General features: G+C 40.5%; 18 protein-coding genes. 15 read left to right on the plus strand and 3 right to left on the minus strand.

Translation table 11 applies throughout. From position 1 onward, the window contains the following. The first annotated feature begins 8 nt into the window (after positions 1-8). The 4 genes from ACN076_RS05005 (at position 9) to ACN076_RS05020 (ending at position 4749) form a co-directional block, all read left to right on the plus strand. Complete coding sequence (locus tag ACN076_RS05005) at positions 9-1061, plus strand: BMP family lipoprotein (RefSeq protein WP_101784719.1); 1053 nt, start codon at positions 9-11, stop codon at positions 1059-1061. A 142-nt stretch (positions 1062-1203) separates the two neighbouring features. Next, positions 1204-2739, plus strand: a complete 1536-nt coding sequence (locus ACN076_RS05010) for an ABC transporter ATP-binding protein (RefSeq protein ID WP_101784721.1) — start codon at positions 1204-1206, stop codon at positions 2737-2739. Then, positions 2732-3790 (plus strand): ABC transporter permease, encoded by a 1059-nt coding sequence (locus tag ACN076_RS05015; protein ID WP_261052452.1) that lies wholly within the window; start codon positions 2732-2734, stop codon positions 3788-3790. The genes ACN076_RS05010 and ACN076_RS05015 overlap by 8 nt, the downstream gene beginning before the upstream one ends. 2 nt (positions 3791-3792) lie before the next feature. Then, positions 3793-4749, plus strand: a complete 957-nt coding sequence (locus tag ACN076_RS05020) for an ABC transporter permease (protein WP_033677420.1) — start codon at positions 3793-3795, stop codon at positions 4747-4749. A 37-nt stretch (positions 4750-4786) separates the two neighbouring features. Here ACN076_RS05020 and plsY read toward each other — a convergent pair whose 3' ends face one another. Continuing rightward, a complete protein-coding gene (plsY, locus tag ACN076_RS05025) occupies positions 4787-5428 on the minus strand; it encodes a glycerol-3-phosphate 1-O-acyltransferase PlsY (RefSeq protein ID WP_101776742.1) in 642 nt (213 codons plus the stop codon). A gap of 135 nt (positions 5429-5563) precedes the next feature. Between plsY and parE the strand changes: the two genes are divergently transcribed. The 8 genes from parE (at position 5564) to ACN076_RS05065 (ending at position 17140) form a co-directional block, all read left to right on the plus strand. Further along, entirely contained in the window at positions 5564-7507 is a 1944-nt protein-coding gene (gene parE, locus ACN076_RS05030; RefSeq protein WP_261052469.1) for a DNA topoisomerase IV subunit B, read from the plus strand. Between the two features lie 27 nt (positions 7508-7534). Then, positions 7535-8362 carry an aminoglycoside 6-adenylyltransferase gene (locus ACN076_RS05035; protein WP_203200240.1) on the plus strand — a complete coding sequence of 276 codons (828 nt, stop codon included), beginning with the start codon at positions 7535-7537 and terminating at the stop codon, positions 8360-8362. Between the two features lie 29 nt (positions 8363-8391). Next, entirely contained in the window at positions 8392-8952 is a 561-nt protein-coding gene (locus ACN076_RS05040; protein WP_203175498.1) for a GTP pyrophosphokinase, read from the plus strand. 477 nt (positions 8953-9429) lie between these two features. Continuing rightward, a complete protein-coding gene (gene parC / locus ACN076_RS05045; protein ID WP_261052470.1) occupies positions 9430-11910 on the plus strand; it encodes a DNA topoisomerase IV subunit A in 2481 nt (826 codons plus the stop codon). Between the two features lie 328 nt (positions 11911-12238). Then, positions 12239-14290: a thiol-activated cytolysin family protein gene (locus ACN076_RS05050; protein WP_203175502.1), complete on the plus strand. Its 2052-nt coding sequence runs from the start codon at positions 12239-12241 to the stop codon at positions 14288-14290. A 287-nt stretch (positions 14291-14577) separates the two neighbouring features. Beyond that, positions 14578-15303, plus strand: coding sequence for a CppA family protein (locus ACN076_RS05055; protein WP_261052915.1), 726 nt, complete (start codon positions 14578-14580; stop codon positions 15301-15303). Then, positions 15300-16235 (plus strand): beta-lactamase family protein, encoded by a 936-nt coding sequence (locus ACN076_RS05060; RefSeq protein ID WP_261012669.1) that lies wholly within the window; start codon positions 15300-15302, stop codon positions 16233-16235. Before ACN076_RS05055 ends, ACN076_RS05060 begins: the two co-directional genes overlap by 4 nt. An 8-nt stretch (positions 16236-16243) precedes the next feature. After that, entirely contained in the window at positions 16244-17140 is an 897-nt protein-coding gene (locus ACN076_RS05065; protein WP_420789532.1) for a DMT family transporter, read from the plus strand. A 44-nt stretch (positions 17141-17184) separates the two neighbouring features. Here ACN076_RS05065 and ACN076_RS05070 read toward each other — a convergent pair whose 3' ends face one another. Next, positions 17185-17883, minus strand: a complete 699-nt coding sequence (locus ACN076_RS05070; RefSeq protein WP_173304584.1) for a GntR family transcriptional regulator — start codon at positions 17881-17883, stop codon at positions 17185-17187. Positions 17884-18023: 140 nt separating this feature from the next. Here ACN076_RS05070 and guaA point away from each other — a divergent pair, with 140 nt between their 5' ends. Continuing rightward, the gene (gene guaA / locus ACN076_RS05075; RefSeq protein ID WP_420789533.1) at positions 18024-19586 is read left to right on the plus strand and encodes a glutamine-hydrolyzing GMP synthase; all 1563 of its coding nucleotides are present in this window, start codon (positions 18024-18026) and stop codon (positions 19584-19586) included. 119 nt (positions 19587-19705) lie between these two features. On the opposite strand, the gene ACN076_RS05080 is transcribed toward guaA, so the two are convergent. Further along, the gene (locus ACN076_RS05080; RefSeq protein ID WP_420789534.1) at positions 19706-20962 is read right to left on the minus strand and encodes an ISL3 family transposase; all 1257 of its coding nucleotides are present in this window, start codon (positions 20960-20962) and stop codon (positions 19706-19708) included. A 256-nt stretch (positions 20963-21218) separates the two neighbouring features. Here ACN076_RS05080 and ACN076_RS05085 point away from each other — a divergent pair, with 256 nt between their 5' ends. Further along, positions 21219-22505 (plus strand): peptidase U32 family protein, encoded by a 1287-nt coding sequence (locus ACN076_RS05085; RefSeq protein WP_020900641.1) that lies wholly within the window; start codon positions 21219-21221, stop codon positions 22503-22505. A gap of 315 nt (positions 22506-22820) precedes the next feature. Further along, positions 22821-23021 (plus strand): F0F1 ATP synthase subunit C, encoded by a 201-nt coding sequence (locus tag ACN076_RS05090; RefSeq protein ID WP_001054557.1) that lies wholly within the window; start codon positions 22821-22823, stop codon positions 23019-23021. Positions 23022-23023 lie beyond the last annotated feature (2 nt).

Raw genomic sequence — 23023 nt, forward strand, 5'->3', positions numbered from 1 at the left:
GTTCAGTAATGAACAAGAAACAATGGCTAGGCCTTGGTCTAGTTGCAGTGGCAGCAGTTGGACTTGCTGCATGTGGTAACCGCTCTTCTCGTAAGGCAGATTCATCTTCTGATGTGAAGACAAAAGCAGCAATCGTCACTGATACTGGTGGTGTTGATGATAAATCATTCAACCAATCAGCTTGGGAAGGTTTGCAGGCTTGGGGTAAAGAACACAATCTTTCAAAAGATAAAGGTTTTACTTACTTCCAATCAACAAGTGAAGCTGACTATGCTAACAACTTGCAACAAGCGGCTGGAAGTTACAACCTAATCTTCGGTGTTGGTTTTGCCCTTCACAATGCAGTTAAAGATGCAGCAGAAGAGCACACTGATTTGAACTATGTTTTGATTGATGATGTGATTAAAGATAAAAAGAATGTTGCTAGTGTAACATTTGCTGATAATGAGTCAGGTTACCTCGCTGGTGTGGCTGCAGCCAAAACAACTAAAACAAAACAAGTTGGTTTTGTAGGTGGTATGGAATCAGAAGTTATCTCTCGTTTTGAAGCAGGATTCAAGGCTGGTGTTGCGTCAGTAGACCCATCTATCAAAGTACAAGTTGACTACGCTGGTTCATTTGGTGATGCTGCTAAAGGTAAAACAATTGCAGCCGCACAATACGCAGCTGGTGCAGATATTGTTTACCAAGTAGCTGGTGGTACAGGTGCAGGTGTCTTTGCAGAAGCAAAATCACTTAACGAAAGCCGTCCTGAAAATGAAAAAGTTTGGGTTATCGGTGTTGACCGTGACCAAGAAGCAGAAGGTAAATACACTTCTAAAGATGGTAAAGAATCAAACTTTGTTCTTGTATCTACTTTGAAACAAGTTGGTACAACTGTAAAAGATATTTCTAACAAGGCAGAAAAAGGTGAATTCCCTGGCGGTCAAGTGATCGTTTACTCATTGAAAGATAAAGGGGTTGACTTGGCAGTGACAAACCTTTCAGAAGAAGGTAAAAAAGCTGTCGAAGATGCTAAAGCTAAAATCCTTGATGGAAGCGTAAAAGTTCCTGAAAAATAATGGATGGAAGTTATTTCTTAGGAAGCGGCCATCGGCCGCTTTTTAAGAGTTGAGACAAAGTCATTTTGTCTCAGTAAAGCTTGCTACTAGACAAATTAGCAAGTTTTATTGAAATAAAATAAGACTCTGAAAGGAAGAGCACATGGCACACGAAAATGTCATTGAGATGCGTGATATTACCAAGGTGTTTGGTGAATTTGTTGCCAACGACAAAATCAACCTGCACCTACGAAAAGGTGAAATTCATGCACTTTTAGGAGAAAATGGGGCTGGTAAGTCCACGCTCATGAACATGTTAGCAGGGCTTCTTGAACCAACCAGTGGTGAAATCGCGGTCAACGGTCAAGTTGTCAACCTCGACTCACCATCTAAAGCAGCTAGCTTGGGAATTGGAATGGTTCACCAGCACTTTATGTTGGTAGAAGCCTTCACAGTGGCTGAAAACATCATTTTAGGTAGTGAATTGACTAAAAATGGTGTGCTAGATATCGCTGGAGCTAGCAAAGAAATCAAGGCTCTTTCTGAACGTTACGGCTTAGCTGTTGATCCTTCTGCTAAGGTGGCAGATATCTCAGTTGGAGCCCAACAACGTGTAGAAATTTTAAAAACCCTTTATCGGGGGGCTGATATCCTTATTTTTGACGAACCAACGGCTGTCTTGACTCCATCAGAAATTGATGAGTTGATGGCTATTATGAAAAATCTTGTCAAAGAAGGAAAATCAATTATCTTGATCACCCACAAGTTAGACGAGATTCGCGCAGTTTCTGACCGCGTTACAGTTATACGTCGTGGGAAATCAATTGAAACTGTAGAAATCGCAGGGGCTACCAATGCTGATTTGGCAGAAATGATGGTAGGACGTTCTGTTTCCTTTAAAACAGAGAAACAAGCCTCTCAACCAAAAGAAGTGGTCATGTCTATCAAAGATTTGGTGGTCAATGAAAACCGTGGTGTTCCAGCTGTTAAAAATCTGTCCTTGGATGTTCGTGCTGGAGAGATTGTTGGGATTGCGGGGATTGATGGAAATGGTCAATCTGAATTGATTCAAGCCATCACAGGTCTTCGCAAGGTTGAATCTGGTAGCATTGAGCTAAAAGGAGATTCAATTGTAGGCTTGCATCCACGACAAATTACTGAACTAAGCGTGGGGCACGTTCCAGAAGACCGTCACCGTGATGGCTTGATTTTGGAAATGATGATTTCTGAAAATATTGCCCTTCAAACCTACTATAAAGAACCACATAGTAAAAATGGAATTTTGAACTATTCAAATATTACTTCTTATGCTAAAAAGCTAATGGAAGAGTTTGATGTTCGTGCTGCCAGCGAATTTGTTCCTGCAGCTGCACTCTCAGGAGGAAATCAACAAAAAGCAATTATTGCTCGTGAAATTGATCGTGATCCTGATCTCCTTATCGTCAGCCAGCCAACTCGTGGGTTGGATGTCGGTGCCATTGAATATATCCACAAGCGCTTGATTGAAGAGCGTGATAATGGCAAGGCTGTCCTTGTTGTCAGCTTTGAATTGGACGAGATTTTAAACGTCTCAGATCGTATTGCCGTTATCCACGATGGGAAGATTCAAGGTATTGTATCACCAGAAACAACCAATAAACAAGAACTTGGTGTCTTGATGGCTGGTGGAAACTTGGGAAAGGAGAAGAGTGATGTCTAAAAAATTACAACAAATTTCGGTTCCCTTGATTTCTGTCTTCCTAGGAATTTTACTTGGAGCCATTGTCATGTGGATCTTCGGTTATGATGCTATTTGGGGCTACGAAGAATTGTTCTACACAGCCTTTGGTAGCCTGCGTGGGATTGGAGAAATCTTCCGTGCTATGGGGCCTCTAATCTTGATTGCTCTTGGTTTTGCCGTTGCCAGTCGTGCAGGTTTCTTTAACGTCGGGCTTCCTGGTCAGGCCTTGGCTGGTTGGATTCTCAGTGGTTGGTTTGCCTTGTCGCATCCAGATATGCCACGTCCCTTGATGATTCTAGCAACCATCGTGATTGCCTTGATTGCAGGAGGGATTGTCGGTGCGATTCCAGGTATTCTTAGAGCCTATCTAGGGACGTCAGAGGTTATCGTAACCATTATGATGAACTACATCGTATTGTATGTAGGGAATGCCTTTATCCATGCCTTCCCTAAAGACTTTATGCAAAGTACAGATTCGACGATTCGTGTCGGGGCTAATGCAACCTATCAGACACCTTGGTTGGCTGAGTTAACTGGTAACTCGCGGATGAATATTGGTATTTTCTTTGCAATCATTGCCGTTGCAGTCATTTGGTTCATGCTTAAGAAAACAACTCTTGGTTTTGAAATCCGTGCGGTTGGTCTTAATCCACATGCTTCAGAATATGCTGGTATTTCTGCAAAAAGAACGATTATCCTATCAATGATTATTTCAGGTGCCTTGGCAGGTCTTGGTGGAGCTGTTGAAGGACTTGGAACCTTCCAGAACGTTTATGTTCAGGGGGCGTCATTAGCTGTCGGGTTTAACGGGATGGCGGTTAGTCTGCTTGCGGCAAACTCACCAATTGGTATTCTCTTTGCAGCCTTCCTATTTGGTGTTCTCCAAGTTGGAGCCCCTGGTATGAATGCGGCGCAGGTACCGTCTGAGCTTGTCAGCATTGTAACAGCGTCTATTATCTTCTTTGTCAGTGTTCATTACCTTATCGAACGCTTTGTCAAACCGAAAAAACAAGTTAAAGGAGGTAAGTAAAGATGTCTATTACAACCTTGCTCACCCTCTTGGTGTCTTCTATGCTGATTTACTCAGCACCCCTCATCTTTACAAGTATCGGTGGTGTTTTCTCTGAACGTGGTGGTGTGGTAAACGTCGGCCTTGAAGGAATTATGGTTATGGGTGCCTTTTCTGGAGTAGTCTTTAACCTTGAATTTGCAGAACAATTTGGAGCAGCAACTCCTTGGTTATCCTTGCTTGTAGCAGGATTGGTTGGTGGTCTCTTCTCTATTATCCACGCAGCAGCAACGGTTCATTTCCGTGCAGACCATGTTGTCAGCGGTACGGTATTGAACTTGATGGCGCCAGCCTTGGCTGTTTTCTTGGTGAAAGTGCTTTATAATAAAGGACAAACAGATAACTTAAGTCAGACTTTTGGACGCTTTGATTTCCCAGTCTTGGCCAATATTCCAGTTATCGGTGATATCTTCTTCAAGTCAACTAGTTTACTCGGTTATCTGGCCATTGCCTTCTCTTTCCTTGCTTGGTTTATCCTCTTCAAGACCCGTTTTGGTCTTCGTCTCCGCTCTGTCGGTGAACACCCTCAAGCAGCGGATACCTTGGGAATCAATGTCTACAAGATGAGATATTTAGGGGTTATTATTTCAGGTTTCCTAGGTGGAATTGGCGGAGCGATTTATGCTCAATCCATCTCAGTTAACTTCTCAGTGACAACTATTGTTGGACCTGGATTTATCGCCCTTGCTGCGATGATCTTTGGGAAATGGAATCCAATCGGAGCTATGTTATCTAGTCTCTTCTTTGGACTTTCACAAAGTTTGGCTGTTATCGGATCTCAATTGCCGTTCCTACAAGGAGTGCCTACGGTTTATCTTCAAATCGCACCTTATGTCTTGACAATTCTTGTCTTGGCAGCCTTCTTTGGAAAAGCAGTCGCACCAAAAGCAGATGGTATCAACTATATCAAATCAAAATAAGCATACAAAAAAACGTCAGTTCTGTTCAAACTGGCGTTTATTTTTTAGGATGTTGGTTGGTTAGGTTCAATCCCCAAGGAACAAGATTTTCAGTCTTATTCTGGATACGTGTGATATTATCCTTATGCCGAATGATAATCAAACTAGCCAGTGCTAAGATAATAGCGATGAAGAGAGGGTCATAATTGCTCAGGATAAAACCAAAAAGTGGAAAGAGTAGAACTCCGATGACAGCCGCGATAGATGCTGTGACACTAGATAGCGAAATCATACTACCAAGATAGAGGGTTCCAAAGAAAACAACTGCAAGGTAGAGGCAGAAGACAGGCGCAAATCCGAAAATCACTCCCGCACTGGTTGCGACAGCCTTACCACCCTTAAATCCTGCAAAGATAGGGAAGGTATGTCCAATGACAGCCAAAAGTCCAAAGATAAGAGGCGAAACACCTTGAAGATGAAACATAATCGGAAGCAGTGTTGCTAGGGTTCCTTTGAAAAAGTCAATCACAAAGGTCGCCATACCTGCTTTCTTGCCTAAAATGCGGAAGGTATTGGTTGTTCCTGTGTTACCAGAACCATGCTCTCGCAGATTTGTCTGAAAGAAAATTTGTCCAATCCAGAGACCAGACGGAATCGAACCCAGCAGATAGGCTAGGATTAATAAAACTATTGTAATCATACTCCTATTATATCATGAAATGAAGAAGAAAGGCAGAGAATCTCTTCTGAAATTGTTACATCGGAGAAAGAAAAATTTTGCAAAATCCTTGGAAAACTTGTAGAATAGTAAAGATGAACGAATAGGAGGTTCCTTGTGTCAAAAAAGGAAATCAATATTAACAATTATAATGATGACGCCATTCAGGTGCTAGAAGGGTTGGATGCGGTTCGAAAACGTCCAGGGATGTATATCGGATCGACCGATGGGGCAGGTCTCCATCACCTAGTCTGGGAAATCGTCGACAATGCAGTTGATGAGGCTTTGTCTGGATTTGGTGACCGTATTGATGTCACCATCAATAAAGATGGCAGTTTAACGGTTCAAGACCATGGTCGTGGGATGCCGACGGGTATGCATGCTATGGGAATCCCAACAGTTGAGGTTATCTTTACCATTCTTCACGCCGGAGGGAAATTCGGTCAGGGTGGCTACAAGACATCTGGTGGTCTCCACGGGGTTGGTTCTTCTGTTGTAAATGCTCTGTCTAGTTGGCTGGAGGTTGAAATCACCCGTGATGGTGCAATCTACAAGCAACGTTTTGAAAATGGTGGAAAACCTGTCATGACTTTGAAGAAAATCGGTACAGCGCCTAAGTCTAAAACAGGTACCAAGGTTACTTTTATGCCTGATGCGACCATCTTTTCTACGACAGACTTCAAGTACAATACCATCTCAGAGCGTCTTAATGAATCAGCCTTTCTCTTGAAAAATGTGACCTTGTCTCTAACGGATAAACGCACAGATGAGTCTGTTGAGTTTCACTATGAAAATGGGGTACAAGACTTTGTTTCTTATCTGAACGAAGACAAGGAGACCTTGACGCCAGTTCTGTACTTTGAAGGGGAAGACAATGGTTTTCAAGTGGAAGTAGCGCTTCAGTACAATGATGGATTTTCAGATAACATCTTGTCCTTTGTTAATAATGTTCGCACCAAGGACGGTGGAACGCATGAGACAGGACTCAAGTCTGCTATCACTAAGGTCATGAATGACTATGCGCGTAAGACGGGACTTCTCAAGGAAAAAGATAAAAACCTTGAAGGTTCAGACTATCGTGAGGGACTAGCGGCCGTTCTTTCTATCTTGGTTCCTGAAGAACACCTCCAGTTTGAAGGACAGACCAAGGACAAACTAGGAAGTCCACTAGCTCGCCCAGTTGTGGATGGCATTGTGGCGGATAAGTTGACCTTCTTTCTTATGGAAAATGGTGAATTGGCTTCTAACCTCATCCGCAAGGCTATCAAGGCGCGTGATGCTCGTGAAGCGGCACGTAAGGCGCGTGATGAGAGCCGAAATGGTAAGAAAAATAAAAAAGACAAGGGCTTGCTGTCTGGGAAATTGACCCCAGCTCAGTCTAAGAATCCAGCTAAGAATGAACTCTATCTAGTCGAGGGAGATTCTGCCGGAGGTTCTGCCAAACAAGGCCGTGACCGCAAGTTCCAGGCTATTCTACCTCTTCGTGGTAAGGTTATCAATACAGCCAAGGCCAAGATGTCGGATATCCTCAAAAATGAAGAAATCAACACCATGATTTATACCATTGGTGCGGGTGTGGGGGCTGACTTCTCTATTGAAGATGCCAACTATGATAAGATCATTATCATGACCGATGCGGATACCGACGGTGCCCATATTCAAACCCTTCTCTTGACATTTTTCTACCGTTATATGCGTCCGCTAGTTGAGGCAGGACATGTCTATATTGCCCTTCCGCCTCTTTACAAGATGTCAAAAGGGAAAGGCAAGAAAGAAGAAGTGGCCTATGCTTGGACGGACGGAGAACTAGAAGAACTCCGCAAACAGTTTGGTAAAGGTGCTACACTCCAACGTTATAAAGGTCTTGGTGAGATGAATGCGGATCAACTCTGGGAAACAACTATGAACCCAGAAACGCGTACCCTTATCCGTGTCACTATCGAAGACCTAGCACGCGCAGAACGCCGCGTCAATGTCCTCATGGGTGACAAGGTCGAACCACGCCGTAAGTGGATTGAGGATAATGTCAGGTTTACGCTGGAAGAAGCGACAGTGTTTTAAGTCACTTTTTAATGAATGGGTATCAACATGAGAGCTGAAACAGAAATGCTAGATCTGATTTTACAGACTGCCAAAACTTTACAAGTCAAAGCTGTCGCTATGTCTGGTTCACGGACAAACCAAAAGACTTCAAAAGACGAGTTTCAAGATTATGATGTAGTCTATGTTGTAGAGAATCTGGACGAGCTGATTACAGATTTATCTTGGTTGGACCGGTTTGGCAAACGCATTATTGAGCAAGAAGTCACCCTTGGTCACCGTCGCCTATATCTCATGCTTTTTGAAGATGGCAATCGGATTGATTTGGCCCTCTGCCCCAAAGACCGCATTAAAGAGTGGGTGGATAGTGAGGCAGGATTCACCGTTTTAGAAGATCCTAATGGTTTGTTTGAACTTTATTCACCGAGTCCTCAACGCTTTTGGACAAATCCAGCTAGTGCGATAGATTTTGAAAATGCCTGCAATGAATTTTGGTGGGTGTCAGCCTACGTTGTCAAAGGGATTTGTAGGAATCAGCTCATCTATGCTATTGATCATCTCTACGGCATTTGTCAACAAGAATTCTTGAAAATTTTGGCTTGGCAGGTTGCAAGTGCTAGGGGGAAAGTCGATATCGGCAAGAACTACAAGTACCTCTTTCAGTATTTGCCTGCTGAGAAAGAGAAAGAATTCTCAAATCTGCTTGATTTTTCAAGTATAGAGAAACTCAGCCAGTCTTTATTGGCTACGATGCAACTTTTCCATAGAGAAGCTCAAAGACTTGCTCAAAAGCTGGGATTTGACTACGATAAAGAAGTGGCTGAGAAGATGATTGAGTATGCTGAGGAAAGAATGAAGAAGTTTGGGAATAACTAGAAAAATGAAAAAGCGAGAGGAGAAGACTCATGATTGAAAAAGTGGAACGCCTCATTACAGAGATTAATCGTATTCATCAAGAATATTCTAAAGATTATTTTGAAACGGGTAAGGTGGAAAAAATCAATCTCAAGCATACCTTTTCAAAAGTTCCGACGAAAGCGATTTTGGCCTACCGTCTGAATTTACATGAGTCAATTAATGACTATCTGATGAAAGCGGATGTCCAAGATATTGCCTATGTTTATCGTGTCAAAACTTCTGAGTCTATTTTAGATAAAATTACACGTTTTTCAGAGCGTCAAGAGGGCTATCCAGTTAATTCAATTCTTAATGATGTTTTTGGTGCTCGTATGATTTTAAGTTCCAAAGAGATAGCTCAAGTCATGGATAAATTAGATGATTGGCAAGAGATTTACGGACTAAAAAACTGGTATTTACGTGATAAAGATGGCTATGTCGGTATTCATATCTATTTTAAAAATAAAAGTAATTTTTATTACCCATGGGAACTTCAACTTTGGGATAAGAAAGATGTAGATAGTAATATCGCCAGCCATATCAAGTATAAACGAGGATTTGTGGAGTAGACTTTTCAAGTGGAAACGACGATACAGGAATTGGATGAAATTCACTTACTCTATATTTTTTCTTTTTCCATAGTATTTACTCTACATTCTTCGAAAGGAGTTGAACACGCCCTGAATGCTATGTGAAATTTCTTATTAACTGAAGCAACACATTTTAAACACATTAAACTACAGAAAGGGTCATTTGGTTATTTGTAGTAACTGAACACGGGACTAATTTTTTCGGAAAAAGTCAAATCGTCTTGACTTCATCGAGCCCTACATCGATTTTCTATTTTTCTACAGACATTTTTGGCAAGCCAAATCGTCCCTTTATATCTTAACCGAACACCTTTTCTGTAAAAACCTACTCTACATTCTTTGAAAGGAGTTGAACACGCCCTAAATGCTAGGTGAAAAAGATAAATTCTCTTGTGAGCTTGCTTACTTCAAGAATTTTCTATTTTCACTTTGTATTTTAAGGGCTCTGTATCCTATATGAGTAACATTCAAAATATGTCCCTGGAGGACATCATGGGAGAGCGCTTTGGTCGCTATTCCAAGTACATTATTCAAGACCGGGCCTTGCCAGATATTCGTGATGGCTTGAAGCCGGTTCAGCGCCGTATTCTTTATTCGATGAATAAGGATGGCAATACCTTTGACAAGAGTTACCGTAAGTCGGCCAAGTCTGTCGGTAACATCATGGGGAATTTTCACCCACACGGTGACAGTTCTATCTATGATGCCATGGTTCGTATGTCACAGGACTGGAAAAATCGTGAGATTCTAGTCGAAATGCACGGTAATAACGGTTCTATGGACGGGGATCCACCTGCGGCGATGCGTTATACTGAGGCACGTTTGTCTGAGATTGCAGGTTATCTCCTTCAAGATATCGAGAAAAAGACAGTTCCTTTTGCCTGGAACTTTGATGATACGGAGAAAGAACCAACTGTCTTGCCAGCAGCCTTTCCAAATCTCTTGGTAAATGGATCTACTGGGATTTCGGCTGGTTATGCCACAGACATTCCTCCCCATAATTTGGCTGAGGTTATTGATGCGGCGGTTTACATGATTGACCATCCAACGGCCAAGGTGGACAAACTCATGGAATTCTTACCTGGGCCAGACTTCCCTACAGGGGCTATCATCCAAGGTCGTGATGAAATCAAGAAGGCCTACGAAACTGGAAAAGGGCGCGTGGTTGTTCGTTCCAAGACTGAGATTGAAAAGCTAAAAGGTGGTAAGGAACAAATCGTTATCACTGAGATTCCTTATGAAATCAACAAGGCCAATCTGGTCAAGAAAATCGATGATGTTCGTGTCAATAACAAGGTGGCTGGTATTGCTGAAGTTCGTGATGAGTCGGACCGTGATGGTCTTCGAATTGCTATTGAGCTCAAAAAAGATGCCAATACGGAGCTTGTTCTCAATTATCTCTTCAAATACACCGACCTACAAATCAACTACAACTTTAACATGGTGGCGATTGACAATTTCACACCTCGTCAGGTCGGTATTGTCCCAATCTTGTCTAGCTACATCGCCCACCGTCGTGAAGTGATTTTGGCGCGTTCACGCTTTGACAAGGAAAAGGCTGAGAAACGTCTCCATATTGTCGAAGGTTTGATTCGCGTGATTTCGATTTTGGACGAAGTCATTGCTCTTATCCGTGCTTCTGAGAATAAGGCGGACGCCAAGGAAAACCTTAAGGTCAGCTATGATTTTACAGAAGAGCAGGCTGAGGCCATCGTTACCTTGCAACTGTACCGTTTGACCAATACAGACGTAGTTGTCTTGCAGGAAGAAGAAGCAGAACTTCGTGAAAAGATTGCCATGCTTGCGGCGATTATCGGTGATGAACGGACCATGTACAATCTCATGAAGAAAGAGCTTCGTGAGGTCAAGAAGAAATTTGCGACTCCACGTTTGAGTGCTTTAGAAGACACTGCGAAAGCAATTGAGATTGATACAGCTAGTCTGATTGCTGAGGAAGATACCTATGTCAGCGTGACCAAGGCAGGTTATATCAAGCGTACCAGTCCACGTTCTTTTGCAGCTTCAACGCTGGAAGAAATTGGCAAACGTGATGATGACCGTTTGATCTTTGTACAAGCTGTCAAGACAACACAGCATCTTTTGATGTTCACAAGTCTTGGAAATGTCATCTATCGACCAATCCATGAGTTGGCAGATATTCGCTGGAAGGATATCGGAGAGCATCTGAGCCAAACCATTACCAACTTTGAAACTAACGAAGAAATCCTTTATGTTGAAGTAGTAGATCAGTTTGATGATGCGACAACTTACTTTGCTGCAACTCGTCTTGGTCAAATCAAACGCGTAGAACGTAAAGAATTCACTCCATGGCGGACCTATAAATCTAAATCAGTCAAGTATGCTAAACTCAAAGACGAGACAGACCAGATTGTAGCAGTAGCTCAGATTAAACTGGATGATGTTCTCTTGATTAGTCGAAACGGTTATGCTCTGCGTTTCAATATCGAGGAGGTTCCTGTTGTTGGTGCCAAGGCAGCAGGTGTCAAGGCTATGAATCTGAAAGAAGATGACGTCCTCCAATCTGCCTTTATTTGCAATACCTCATCTTTCTACCTCTTGACCCAACGTGGAAGCTTGAAACGTGTTTCTATTGACGAAATTCCGGCAACCAGCCGTGCTAAACGAGGACTACAAGTCTTGCGTGAGCTAAAAAACAAACCGCACCGTGTCTTCTTGGCAGGAGCAGTTGCAGAGCAAGGATTTGTTGGTGATCTCTTCAGTACGGAAGTGGACGGGAACGATCAAACTTTGCTTATCCAATCTAATAAAGGAACGATCTATGAAAGTCGATTACAAGATTTGAATTTGTCAGAACGAACCAGCAACGGAAGCTTCATTTCTGACACGATTTCAGATGAAGAAGTTTTTGATGCTTATCTTCAGGAACCTTATAAAGAATTTGAATCTAAGAGATGATAAAAAACAATGAAAAGCTTTGCATTGAGAAATTTGTTGAGCTATATATTTAAGAATTGAATTTGACTATATATACAAAAACGAACAGTGCTGATTCCCAACTTATAGGGACTTAAGCCTGGTCGTTTTCTTGTTTTTAGTGGTATAGACCACTCTTTATTTGAATGTAAAAATATTAACATATGTTCAGTTATTCAATCTAGGTTAATAAAAAAATAATATTTTTTAAGAAAACGATTGCATCTATAATATTTTTATGTTATACTCTTATTGTTTCAAGAAAGCGCGTTCAAGAAATAATTCGTACAAACATATATAGGAGTTTTTTATGTCTCAAAATAAACAAGATAAAGGATTTCGTTATTCTATTCGTAAACGTAGCGTTGGAGTATGTGGTGTTGCCATTGCAACATTTTTGCTAGGTTCTGGCCTTGTATTTCAAACAAATGTAGTAAAAGCAACAGAACCAAGCGTTGCTGAAGTTGCTGGTGAAAATATTGCTGCTCATAAGTCTGCAAGTCAGAGTTCGACTTATTATGATGCAGATGCTTCTAGAGCGGTTGACGGTAATCTAGATAATGTTTACAGACATCACTCAGTTACTCATACAAATTTTGAAGATCATGCTTGGTGGAAAGTTGATCTAGCAAAAGAAGAAGGTGTGGGAACTGTTCGTATTTACAATCGTGGAGACAGTAATGTAGGAGATCGTTTATCTAATTTTGATGTTATTTTGTTAGATAAAGATGGTAAGGAAGTAACTCGTCAACATGTTGATACCCTAAATAATCAACCAAAAGTTGATGTTCAATTCTCAGGAGTTAATGCACGATATGTAAAAATTGAATTAAATAAATCTAAAACTCCTCTTAGTTTGGCAGAAGTTGAAGTATATCGTGCTGTAAAAGAAGAAAAAGTAGTAGCAGATAAGAAAACAGAAAACAAAGTTAAAACAGAAAATAAAGATAAAAAAGATTATACTGCAGAGCTAAATAACTATTTATTTGGTTTAAATTATGATAAATTAAACATTTTGACTAGAAAAGGAGAAGCGTTAGAAAATTACACTAATACAAGCACAAAACAACAAGGAAATGAATTTGTGGTTGTGGAAAAAGTGAAGAAAAACCTTTCTAATGGTTCTGCAGATGTTGCCATTAATGGTAACGGAGATATCTTCTTAGGTGCTTTATTTAAAGCAAATCAAGACCTTCTAGAAAACAAACCACAACAAATTAGTTTAGATCGTAGCAAAGGTAGCATCAGTGTTGATTTACCAGGAATGGTAGGCGGAGATAGCTATGTAGATGCTAATCCAACTGCAAGTGGTATGCAGGAAGGTGTGAATACCTTGTTAAATCGTTGGCATGAAAAATATGCTGCGAAAAATCCTGCTCCAGCACGTATGCAGTATGAATCAACTTCTGCTTACAGCATGAATCAATTGAAAGCAAAATTCGGAAGTGATTTTGAAAAAGTCGGTGTTAATTTGAAAATTGACTTTGAGGCTGTGAACAAGGGTGAAAAACAAGTTGAAGTTGTTGATTTTAAACAAATTTACTATACTGCTAACTTTGATGCTCCAAAAAATCCATCAGATGTATTTGCTCCAGGAGTAACAGTTGATCAATTGAAAGCACGTGGAATTGATGGAAAAACACCTCCTGTATACGTGTCAAGCGTTTCATACGGACGTCAAATGTATGTCAAATTTGAAACAACAAGCAAGAGTACAGAGTTGAAAGCAGCGATCAATGCTGTTATCAAAGGGGTGCCTATTAAACCAGACTCTGAATGGGCACGTGTCTTGAAGAATACAACTGTAACAGTTTCAATCGTAGGTGGAAATGCTGATGGTGCTGCACGTGTTGTGACAGGTACAGTAGAAGATTTGAAGAAATTGATTCAAGAAGGAGCTACTTTCAGTACACAAAACCCTGCTGTTCCAATTTCTTATAAGACTGCATTCTTGAAAGATAATCAAGTAGCCACAATTCAAAGCAATACAGACTACATTGAAACTAAAGTGACTTCATATAAAAATGGTTACCTCAAATTACACCATAAGGGAGCTTATATCGCTCGTTACTATGTTTACTGGGATGAAGTAACTTATGATAAGGATGGAGTTGAAAGCATTCGCTCACGTCAATGGGAAGATAATGGTAAAAACAGAACTGCTGGTTTCCAAACTGAACTTCAATTTAAAGGAAATGTTCGTAATATCAGAGTGAAAATCCAAGAAAAAACAGGTCTTGTTTGGGAAAAATGGCGTACAGTTTACAATCGTACAGACCTTCCTCTTGTTCAAAAACGTACCATTGTTAACTCAGGTACAACACTAAGACCAAAATACGATGAAAAAGTTGAAAATAACTAATTTTTCACTTGTAAAAAGAATCAGTTTTAAGAGCTGGTTCTTTTTATTTCTAATATTCCTCCGTAATCAAAAATCAACAAAGACAGTCAATTATTTCTTATCAATCCATTGATTAGCATTCCAGTTTATCCTATCTATTTTTTGACTTTTGTATGTTTCCCTAAAAATGGAGTTTTAGGTCAGCCTTTTGAAGAAAAATTTTTAATGGGGTGAAAATTGGTAAATCTGAGCATAATTTCTTGTAAAAAATTCTAAAATCCTTTAAAATAAAAGAGTTGGAGGAATTTATGAATGTAAATCAGATTGTACGGATTATTCCTACTTTAAAAGTTAATAATAGAAAAATAAATGAAACATTTTATATAGGAACCCTTGGCATGAAGGCCTTATTAGAAGAATCAGCCTTTCTGTCACTAGGTGATCAAACAGGTTTAGAAAAGCTGGTTTTAGAAGAAGCTCCAAGTATGCGCACTCGTAAGGTAGAGGGAAGAAAAAAACTAGCTAGATTGATTGTCAAGGTGGAAAATCCCTTAGAAATCGAAGGACTCTTATCTAAAACAGATTCGATTCATCGATTATATAAAGGTCAAAATGGCTACGCTTTTGAGATTTTTTCACCCGAAGATGATTTGATTTTGATTCATGCGGAAGATGACAGAGCAAGTCTAGTAGAAGTAGGAGAAAAGCCAGAATTTCAAACAGATTTGGAATCAATTTCTTTGAGTAAATTTGAGATTTCTATGGAATTACATCTCCCAACTGATGTTGATAGTTTCTTGGAGCCATCTGAAGTTGGAGAATCCCTTGATTTTATTCCAGCTCAGGGGCAGGATCTGACTGTGGACAATACGGCTACTTGGGATTTATCTATGATCAAGTTCTTGGTAAATGAACTAGATATAGCAAGTCTTCGCCAGAAGTTTGAGTCTACCGAATATTTTATTCCTAAGTCTGAAAAATTCTTCCTTGGTAAAGATAGAAATAATGTTGAATTGTGGTTTGAAGAAGTATGAAGTGGACCAAGATTATTAAAAAAATAGAAGAACAAATCGAGGCAGGGATTTATCCCGGAGCCTCTTTTACGTATTTTAAGGACAATCAATGGACGGAGTTCTATTTAGGCCAGAGTGATCCAGAGCATGGCTTGGATACTGAGACAGGACTAGTTTATGATCTAGCTAGTGTCAGCAAGGTTGTTGGGGTTGGCACCGTTTTTACCTTCTTGTGGGAAAACGGTCAATTGGATATTGACAGACCGGTAACAGATTTTTTAGCTGAGAGTGATTATCCAGACATCACTATTCGCCAGCTCTTAACCCACGCTACAGATCTTGATCCTTTTATTCCCAATCGTGATCTTTTAACAGCTTCTGAATTAAAGGAAGCTATGTTTCATCTCAAGAGACGAAGTCAGCCAGCCTTTCTTTATTCGGATGTCCATTTTTTACTTTTGGGCTTTATTTTGGAAAGAATCTTTGATAAGGATTTGGATGAGATTTTACAGGAACAAGTTTGGAATCCTTGGAGAATGACGGAAACTCAATTTGGGCCTGTTGAGCTTGCTGTTCCAACCGTCAGAGGTGTCGAGGCAGGTCTGGTACATGATCCCAAGGCTCGCCTCCTGGGCAGACATGCAGGGAGTGCTGGTTTGTTTTCGACTGTAAAGGATTTACAAATCTTTTTAGAACACTATTTAGCAGATGATTTTGCAAGAGATTTGAGTAAAAATTTTTCTCCTTTGGATGACAAGGAACGTTCTTTGGCATGGAATTTGGAAGGTGATTGGCTAGACCATACGGGCTATACAGGTACCTTTATCATGTGGAATCGTCAGAAGCAAGAAGCGGTCATTTTCCTATCGAATCGTACCTATGAAAAGGATGAAAGAGCCCAGTGGATTGTAGACCGCAATCAAGTGATGGACTTGATTCGCAAAGAAGAATAAGGAGAGACATGTCAAATAGTTTAAAAGGGACTTTATTAACAGTTGTGGCTGGGATTGCTTGGGGTTTGTCAGGAACGAGTGGCCAATACCTGATGGCGCACGGAATTTCGGCTCTGGTTTTGACCAACTTGCGTCTTTTAATAGCTGGTGGAATTCTCATGCTCTTGGCTTATGCCACTGCAAAGGATAAAATGCTGGCCTTTTTAAAGGATAGAAAAAGTTTGCTATCTCTTCTCATTTTTGCTCTAATCGGCCTCTTCCTCAATCAATTTGCCTATCTAACTGCTATTCAGGAAACCAATGCAGGAACCGCGACGGTGCTTCAGTATGTTTGTCCTGTCGGGATTTTGATTTATAGCTGTATCAAGGATAAGGTGGCGCCGACACTGGGAGAGATTGTTTCTATCATATTAGCTATCGGAGGAACCTTCCTGATCGCCACTCATGGGCAGCTGGACCAGTTATCCATTACACCTTCTGGCCTATTTTGGGGGCTCTTTTCTGCTCTGACTTACGCCCTGTATATCATTTTACCCATAGCATTGATTAAGAAGTGGGGGAGCAGCCTGGTCATTGGTGTGGGAATGGTCATAGCAGGTTTGGTCGCCCTTCCTTTTACAGAAGTTCTACAGGCTGATATCCCGACTAGTATTGATTTTCTCCTTGCGTTTGCGGGTATTATCCTTATCGGGACTGTCTTTGCCTATACAGCCTTTTTAAAGGGAGCCAGTTTGATTGGACCAGTTAAGTCAAGCTTGTTGGCTTCAATTGAGCCAATTTCAGCGGTTTTCTTTGCCTTTCTAATCATGAATGAACAATTTTATCCCATTGATTTTCTTGGTATGGCAATGATATTAGTTGCTGTAACTCTGATTTCTTTGAAAGATTTACTCTTGGAAAAATAAAAAGACTCTTTGTCCGTGATGACAGAGAGTTTTTGCCTAGTAATCTAATTGTTTTCAAGATAAAATTCAAAACGTTCGCCTACATATTGACTTTTTACGTATTCAAAAGCTGTCCCATCTTCTAGGTAGGAAACCTGAGTCAAACCAAGAATAGCATGGCCTTTTTCAACTTCCAAATAGTGAGCAATTTTTTCCTTAGCGAGGCGAGCATAAATAGTCTGCTGTGATTTGCCAATACGGTAGCCATATTTTTGTAGTGTTTGGAAGAAATGACTGGTGATTTCTTCTTTTTTAAAGTTCTTAATAAATTTTTCTGGAATAGAAGCAACTTCATAAACCAGGGGAACTTTGTCGGCATAGCGGACACGTTCCATTCGGATAATGTTTTCGGTTGGAGAAATTCCTAACTTGGCAACTTCTTGCTCATTAGGAATAGTTTTTCTGTAGGAAATGAGTTGGCTAGAGGGAACTTTTCCTTGGGACTTAACAATTTCAGTAAAACTGGTTGTCCCTCGCATCTTTTCTTGTACTCGAGTACTGGAGACAAAGGTGCCACTTCCAACACGGCGCTCAAGAACACCTTCTTCGACCAAGAGGGAAATTGCTTGGCGGAGGGTCATGCGGCTGACCTCAAATTGTTCAGCCAAATCTCTTTCACTCGGCAGCCTCTCACCAATGGACCAACGGTGCTCGTCAATATCCTTTTTTATCTGATCGTGGATTTTCATATAAGCTGGTAGCATGTTTTCACTTCATTTCTATCTTTTCTCTATTGTACCCCAATAAACGAGAAAAAGTCAAACTTCGCCTTGTTTAGTTGGTAATTCGCCCTTATTTGTGATAGAATATTGGAAAAAGATATTTCTTTTGAGAAAGGAAAAAGATGAGCAACATTTCAACTGATTTGCAAGATGTAGAAAAAATCATCGTATTGGACTATGGTAGCCAGTACAACCAGCTGATTTCACGCCGTATCCGTGAGATTGGTGTTTTTTCAGAACTAAAAAGCCATAAAATTTCAGCTGCTGAAGTTCGTGAAATCAATCCTGTAGGAATTATCCTTTCAGGTGGACCAAACTCTGTATACGAAGATGGTTCATTCGATATTGACCCAGAAATCTTCGAACTGGGAATTCCTATTTTGGGAATCTGTTACGGTATGCAGTTATTAACCCATAAATTTGGAGGAAAAGTTGTTCCTGCAGGTGATGCTGGAAATCGTGAATACGGTCAATCAACCCTAACACACACACCATCAGCGCTTTTTGAATCAACACCTGATGAACAGACTGTATTGATGAGCCATGGTGATGCGGTTACTGAGATTCCTGCTGACTTTGTTCGTACAGGTACATCAGCTGACTGCCCATATGCAGCCATTGAAAATCCAGACAAACACATTTACGGTATCCAATTCCACCCAGAAGTTCGTCATTCTGTATACGGTAATGACATTCTTCGTAACTTTGCCCTTAACATCTGTAAGGCTAAAGGCGACTGGACAATGGATAACTTCATTGACATGCAGATTCAAAAAATCCGTGAAACAGTCGGTGACAAACGTGTCCTTCTTGGTCTATCAGGTGGGGTAGACTCATCTGTCGTTGGAGTTCTTCTCCAAAAGGCTATTGGCGATCAATTAATCTGTATCTTCGTCGACCATGGTCTTCTTCGTAAAGGAGAAGCGGATCAAGTTATGGACATGCTTGGTGGTAAGTTTGGTTTGAATATTGTCAAAGCAGACGCTGCTAAGCGTTTCCTTGACAAACTTGCTGGTGTTTCTGACCCTGAACAAAAACGTAAAATCATCGGTAACGAGTTTGTCTATGTATTTGATGACGAAGCCAGCAAGCTCAAAGATGTGAAATTCCTTGCTCAAGGTACTTTATATACAGACGTTATCGAGTCTGGTACGGATACAGCCCAAACTATCAAGTCACACCACAACGTTGGTGGTCTTCCAGAAGACATGCAGTTTGAATTGATTGAACCTCTCAACACTCTTTATAAAGATGAGGTTCGTGCTCTTGGTACAGAACTTGGCATGCCAGACCATATCGTATGGCGCCAACCATTCCCAGGGCCAGGTCTTGCTATCCGTGTCATGGGTGAAATTACTGAGGAGAAACTAGAAACTGTTCGTGAGTCAGATGCTATCCTTCGTGAGGAAATTGCTAAAGCTGGTCTTGACCGCGATATCTGGCAATACTTCACAGTGAATACAGGTGTTCGTTCAGTTGGTGTTATGGGTGACGGTCGTACGTATGACTACACAATTGCAATCCGTGCTATTACCTCGATCGATGGTATGACAGCTGACTTTGCCAAAATTCCATGGGAAGTTCTTCAAAAAATCTCAGTACGTATCGTAAACGAAGTGGACCACGTTAACCGTATCGTCTACGATATTACAAGTAAACCACCTGCAACCGTTGAGTGGGAATAGTCATTTAAGGACTAGCTTATTCCATTTAGTTTAATTAGCCAGTATCTTTGGATACTGGTTTTTACTTTATCGGCTCCTTTTACTAGGCTCTTTGTCAACTGTAGTGGGTTGAAGAAAAGCTAATATCTAGAAAGGACAAATCTCGTCCTTTCTTTTTTGATGTTCAGAGCGATAAAAATCCGTTTTTTGAAATTTTCAAAGTTCCGAAAACCAAAGGCATTGCGTTTGATAAGTTTGATGAGATTATTGGTTGCTTCTAATTTGGCGTTAGAATAGTGTAGTTGAAGGGCGTTGACGATTTTCTCTTTGTCCTTTAGAAAGGTTTTAAAGACAGTCTGAAAAAGAGGATGAACCTGCTTTAGATTGTCCTCAATAAGTCCGAAGAATTTGTCAGGTTCCTTGTTCTGAAAGTGAAAAAGCAAGAGTTGATAGAGCTTGTAGTGGTGTTTCAAGTCTTCTGAATAGCTCAAAATCTTGTCTAGAATCTCTTTATTCGTTAAGTGCATACGAAAAGTAGGGCGATAAAATCGTTTATCACTCAGTTTACGACTATCCTGTTGAATGAGTTTCCAGTAGCGTTTGATGGCCTTGTATTCATGGGATTTTCGCTCAAATTGATTCATGATTTGGACACGGACACGACTCATAGCACGGCTTAGATGTTGGACAATGTGAAAGCGGTCAAGAACGATTTTAGCGTTAGGAAAAAGTTTACTGGCAATATCGTAGTAAGGGCTAAACATATCCATCGTAATGATTTTCACCTGACAACGAACAGCTCGCTCGTAGCGCAGAAAGTGATTTCGGATGATAGCCTGTGTTCTGCCTTCAAGAACAGTGATAATGTTGAGCTTGTCAAAATCTTGTGCAATAAAGCTCATCTTTCCCTTTGTAAAAGCGTACTCGTCCCAGGACATAATCTCAGGGAGGTAAGAAAAATCAGACTTAAAACGGAAGTCATTGAGCTTACGAATGACAGTTGAAGTTGAAATAGCCAGCTGATGAGCAATATCGGTCATAGAAGTCTTTTCAATCAGCTTTTGCGCAATCTTTTGGTTGATGATACGAGGAATTTGATGATTCTTCTTGACGAGTGAGGTCTCGGCGACCATCATTTTCGAGCAATGATAGCACTTGAATCGACGCTTTTTCAGGAGGATTCTAGTAGGCATACCAGTCGTTTCGAGGTAAGGAATTTTCGACGGTTTTTGAAAGTCATATTTCTTCATTTGATGTCCACAATCAGGACAAGATGGGGCATTGTAATCCAGTTTAGCGATGATTTCCTTAAGTGTATCCTTATTGATGATGTCTAGAATCTGGATATTTGGGTCTTTGATATCGAGTAGTTTTGTGATAAAATGTAATTGTTCCATATGAATCTTTCTAATGAGTTGTTTAGTCGCTTTTCATTATAGGTCATATGGGACTTTTTTTCTACACAAAAATAGGCTCCATAAGATTCATAGGGGATTTACCCACTACAAATATTATAGAGCCTTTTACTACTTGTTTCAACTGCTAAAAGATTAGAATTGTCAAAACAATCTGTCCAGGCTTGATTTTATGGATTATTTACTATAAAATGAGAAGGAAAAACGTCAAACTTTTATATTGCAAATAGGAGAAAACATGACAAAAACATTAAAACGTCCTGAGGTTTTATCACCTGCAGGAACTTTAGAGAAGCTAAAGGTAGCTGTTCAGTATGGAGCAGATGCTGTCTTTATCGGTGGTCAGGCCTATGGTCTTCGTAGCCGTGCTGGGAACTTTACCTTTGAACAGATGGAAGAAGGCGTGCAGTTTGCGGCTAAGTATGGAGCTAAGGTTTATGTAGCTGCCAACATGGTTATGCACGAAGGAAATGAAGCTGGTGCCGGTGAGTGGTTCCGTAAACTGCGTGATATCGGAATCGCGGCAGTTATCGTGTCTGATCCTGCCTTGATTATGATTGCAGCGACAGAAGCGCCTGGTCTTGAAATCCACCTCTCTACCCAAGCCAGTGCCACTAACTATGAAACGCTTGAGTTCTGGAAAGAATTGGGCTTGACTCGTGTCGTTTTGGCGCGTGAGGTTTCGATGGAAGAATTAGCTGAAATCCGCAAACGTACTGATGTAGAAATTGAAGCCTTTGTCCACGGAGCCATGTGTATTTCTTACTCTGGTCGTTGTACTCTTTCAAACCACATGAGTATGCGTGATGCTAACCGTGGTGGTTGCTCTCAGTCTTGTCGTTGGAAATACGACCTTTACGATATGCCATTTGGTCAAGAACGCAAGAGCTTGAAAGGTGAAATTCCTGAAGAATTTTCAATGTCAGCCGTTGATATGTCTATGATTGACCATATTCCAGATATGATTGAAAATGGAGTGGACAGTCTTAAGATTGAAGGGCGTATGAAGTCTATTCACTACGTATCAACAGTAACCAACTGCTATAAGGCGGCTGTGGATGCATATCTTGAAAGTCCTGAAAAGTTTGAAGCTATTAAACAAGATTTAGTGGACGAAATGTGGAAGGTTGCTCAACGTGAATTGGCAACAGGTTTCTACTACGGTACACCATCTGAAAATGAGCAGTTGTTTGGTGCTCGCCGTAAAATTCCTGAGTACAAGTTTGTTGCTGAAGTGGTTTCTTATGATGATTCGACACAAACAGCAACTATTCGTCAACGGAACGTTATTAACGAAGGAGACCAAGTTGAGTTTTACGGCCCAGGTTTCCGTCATTTTGAAACTTATATCGAAGATTTACATGATGCCAAAGGCAATAAAATTGACCGCGCTCCAAATCCAATGGAACTCTTGACTATTAAGGTGCCTCAACCCGTTCAAGCTGGAGACATGGTTCGCGCTCTTAAAGAAGGTCTCATCAATCTTTATAAGGAAGATGGAACCAGCGTCACAGTTCGTGCTTAATAAACATGTAGGAGACGAAAGCTTTCTAGTTGCTTTCCCTTTAATCCTACTTACTAAAAGAACATTAGGTTAAAGAAAATATATTAATTTCCATCCGAGATTACATCTCGGATTTTTTCAATATTTTTCAGAAAGATCTAGATAATGGTCGGATTTATTACAAGTTTTTTACAAAGTTTTCTATATAATAGACTCAAAAATAGTAAAATTGGAAATAATTTTCATTAAACGCTTTCAACGTAAGTAAAAAGTTGACAAATCCAATTTTTAGGACTAAACTAAGTAAGTAAATTTTAATTAAAAGGAGAATTCGTCATGAATTTAACATTTTTCGGTCTATGTCTTGCCTGTATGGGTGTGTCTCTTGGTGAGGGGTTGTTGATGAATGGTTTGTTGAAATCAGTAGCTCGCCAACCAGATATTATCGCTGAGTTTCGTAGTCTGATGTTTTTAGGGGTTGCCTTTATTGAAGGAACTTTCTTCGTAACTCTTGTCTTCTCATTTATTATTAAATAACG

Origin of the sequence: Streptococcus sp. K0074 (assembly GCF_048843365.1) — a bacterium.
GTDB lineage: Bacteria > Bacillota > Bacilli > Lactobacillales > Streptococcaceae > Streptococcus > Streptococcus mitis_BM.

Coding starts and splice junctions, on each gene's coding strand:
- ACN076_RS05060 (WP_261012669.1), top strand. CDS start 15,300: ATGAAGTGGACCAAGATTATTAAAAAAATAGAAGAACAAATCGAGGCA.
- ACN076_RS05005 (WP_101784719.1), top strand. CDS start 9: ATGAACAAGAAACAATGGCTAGGCCTTGGTCTAGTTGCAGTGGCAGCA.
- ACN076_RS05050 (WP_203175502.1), top strand. CDS start 12,239: ATGTCTCAAAATAAACAAGATAAAGGATTTCGTTATTCTATTCGTAAA.
- ACN076_RS05070 (WP_173304584.1), bottom strand. CDS start 17,883: ATGCTACCAGCTTATATGAAAATCCACGATCAGATAAAAAAGGATATT.
- ACN076_RS05085 (WP_020900641.1), top strand. CDS start 21,219: ATGACAAAAACATTAAAACGTCCTGAGGTTTTATCACCTGCAGGAACT.
- ACN076_RS05015 (WP_261052452.1), top strand. CDS start 2,732: ATGTCTAAAAAATTACAACAAATTTCGGTTCCCTTGATTTCTGTCTTC.
- ACN076_RS05090 (WP_001054557.1), top strand. CDS start 22,821: ATGAATTTAACATTTTTCGGTCTATGTCTTGCCTGTATGGGTGTGTCT.
- plsY (WP_101776742.1), bottom strand. CDS start 5,428: ATGATTACAATAGTTTTATTAATCCTAGCCTATCTGCTGGGTTCGATT.
- ACN076_RS05080 (WP_420789534.1), bottom strand. CDS start 20,962: ATGGAACAATTACATTTTATCACAAAACTACTCGATATCAAAGACCCA.
- ACN076_RS05035 (WP_203200240.1), top strand. CDS start 7,535: ATGAGAGCTGAAACAGAAATGCTAGATCTGATTTTACAGACTGCCAAA.
- parC (WP_261052470.1), top strand. CDS start 9,430: ATGAGTAACATTCAAAATATGTCCCTGGAGGACATCATGGGAGAGCGC.
- ACN076_RS05065 (WP_420789532.1), top strand. CDS start 16,244: ATGTCAAATAGTTTAAAAGGGACTTTATTAACAGTTGTGGCTGGGATT.
- guaA (WP_420789533.1), top strand. CDS start 18,024: ATGAGCAACATTTCAACTGATTTGCAAGATGTAGAAAAAATCATCGTA.
- ACN076_RS05055 (WP_261052915.1), top strand. CDS start 14,578: ATGAATGTAAATCAGATTGTACGGATTATTCCTACTTTAAAAGTTAAT.
- ACN076_RS05020 (WP_033677420.1), top strand. CDS start 3,793: ATGTCTATTACAACCTTGCTCACCCTCTTGGTGTCTTCTATGCTGATT.
- ACN076_RS05010 (WP_101784721.1), top strand. CDS start 1,204: ATGGCACACGAAAATGTCATTGAGATGCGTGATATTACCAAGGTGTTT.
- ACN076_RS05040 (WP_203175498.1), top strand. CDS start 8,392: ATGATTGAAAAAGTGGAACGCCTCATTACAGAGATTAATCGTATTCAT.